Consider the following 1,931-nt stretch of genomic DNA (forward strand, 5'->3'; position numbering starts at 1 on the left):
GGCACTTCAACGTCTTCACCGACGGCACGCTGCACGTAGCGTTCGAACTCGCTCATCTCGAGAAGCCGACGCGCGTCGCGGTCAGACGGATCGAGAGGGCGCAGCGACTCCCGCTGCGGCTCGCGCTGAGATTCACGCGGTGCCTCACTGCCCGGGTCGCTGCCTGCGGGGCGCGCTGGCGTCTGCGACGGTGCGACCAGCCGCACCGGCCCTACCTGTGAATCGTTGCTGTTGGTCTCGGCCGCACGGCTGCTCAGCGAGGTCATGCTGGCCAGCAGGCCGAATGCCAGCGAGGCCATCAGGTGGCAGGCCAGATGGGTGGACGCCCCGCGCTTTACCTTGGCGAATGTCTGAGTCACGGTGGATGGTGAATATTTAGGCAATTCCAAGAGACCGGGACTAGTCATGGGGGCTGCGTGAAGTTGAGAGGAGCAGCCCAGACGCCGGACGTCCGACGGGGCTCGAATCGGCGCGGATTCTAGCTACGCGCCTGGGGGCAACCCGGATAGCGCCCGGCGCAGTCTCCCGTCGTTACACTGCTGATGTCGGCCGAACGGTGGTCACAGCCGCTGCCCCGCATCCAGGCCTGCGCTCTTATTCCATGCTTCCGATTCTCGCCCTGAGCTTTGCGATTGCAGCTGCTGCAACGCTGCTCATCATCCGTTCATCGCACCTGCACGGTGCGCTGTCGGCCGACCATGACCTGTCCGGCCCGCAGAAGTTTCACTCCCGCCCCGTGCCGCGCATTGGCGGGCTTGCCATCTTCGGTGGCTTTGCCGTCGGCACGGTCTTGCTCACCTGGCGTTATCCGGCCATGCGCCACATGGCTGGGCTGCTGCTCGCGTGCAGCGCGCCAGCCTTCGCCTCCGGCGTCATCGAAGACCTGACCAAGCGCGTCAGCCCGCTGCGCCGCATGCTGGCCACGCTGCTGGCAGCCGCCCTGGGCGCCTGGCTGCTGGGCGCGCAGATCAAGGTGACCGAGATCCCCGGGCTGGACTTGATCGCGGCCACGACGGTGGGCGGCTACCTGCTTGCGCTGCTGGTTGTCAGTGGCGTGGCCCATTCGATCAACATCATCGACGGCATGAACGGTCTGGCGTCCATGTGCTCGGCCATCATGCTAGCGGGCCTGGCCTATGTCGCCCTGCAGGCGGGCGACCAGTTCGTCGCGGCCATGGCCATCGCCGTCATCGGTGCCGTGCTCGGCTTCTTCATGTGGAACTACCCCTTCGGGCTGATCTTCCTCGGCGACGGCGGCGCCTATTTCCTCGGCTTCATCCTGTCGGAGCTCGCCATCCTGCTGCTGGTGCGCAACCCCGAGGTCTCGCCGATGTTCCCGCTGCTGTTGTGCGCCTATCCAGTCTGGGAGACGGTGTTCTCCATGTACCGGCGCAAGGTGGTGCGTGGCCGGCCGGTCGGCATGCCCGATGGCATCCACCTGCACAGCCTCATCTACCGCCGCCTGATGCGCTGGGCCATCGGCAGCCGGGACGCCGCCGTGCTGACTCGCCGCAATGCGCTGACCGCGCCCTATCTCTGGGTGCTGTGCAGCCTGTCCGTCGTGCCAGCGACGATCTGGTGGGACGACACCGTCATGCTGCAGGTCATCCTCGGGCTGTTCGTTGTCTTCTACGTGCTGCTGTATTGGCGCATCGTTCGCTTCCGCACGCCCCGCTGGATGGTGCTGAATACGCGAGCCGAATTACGGCCGCCGGTGACCCGGCCGGAGTAGGGCTGGCAGGCCTTTTCCCCTATCCGGGATAATCACCGGATGCAAGAAACCCCTGAGTCCGCAGTCGCGGTGCCCGCCGAGGCGCCCGCGCCTGCCCGTTTCGACACCCTGCCGCTAGACCCCAAGCTGCTGCGCGCGGTGGCTGATTCCGGTTATCTGACGATGACGCCCATCCAGGCCAAGGCGATTCCCATCGTTC

Annotated in this window: 2 protein-coding genes; one reads left to right on the forward strand and one right to left on the reverse strand. The window is 66.1% G+C overall.

What is annotated here, in order from left to right:
• Window positions 1–359, reverse strand: a 359-nt coding sequence (locus ACXJKR_RS31020) for a hypothetical protein (protein ID WP_457326121.1), incomplete at its 3' end; no start/stop codon positions are given.
• Window positions 360–601: 242 nt separating this feature from the next.
• On the opposite strand from ACXJKR_RS31020, the gene ACXJKR_RS31025 reads away from it, so the two are divergent.
• Entirely contained in the window at window positions 602–1,732 is a 1,131-nt protein-coding gene (locus tag ACXJKR_RS31025; protein WP_056204295.1) for an MraY family glycosyltransferase, read from the forward strand.
• Window positions 1,733–1,931: the final 199 nt, after the last annotated feature.

The organism is Roseateles sp. P5_E11 (assembly GCF_054049355.1).

What these genes read in the sequence shown, in the direction of transcription:
- ACXJKR_RS31025 (WP_056204295.1), top strand. Translation starts at nt 602, where the DNA reads ATGCTTCCGATTCTCGCCCTGAGCTTTGCGATTGCAGCTGCTGCAACG.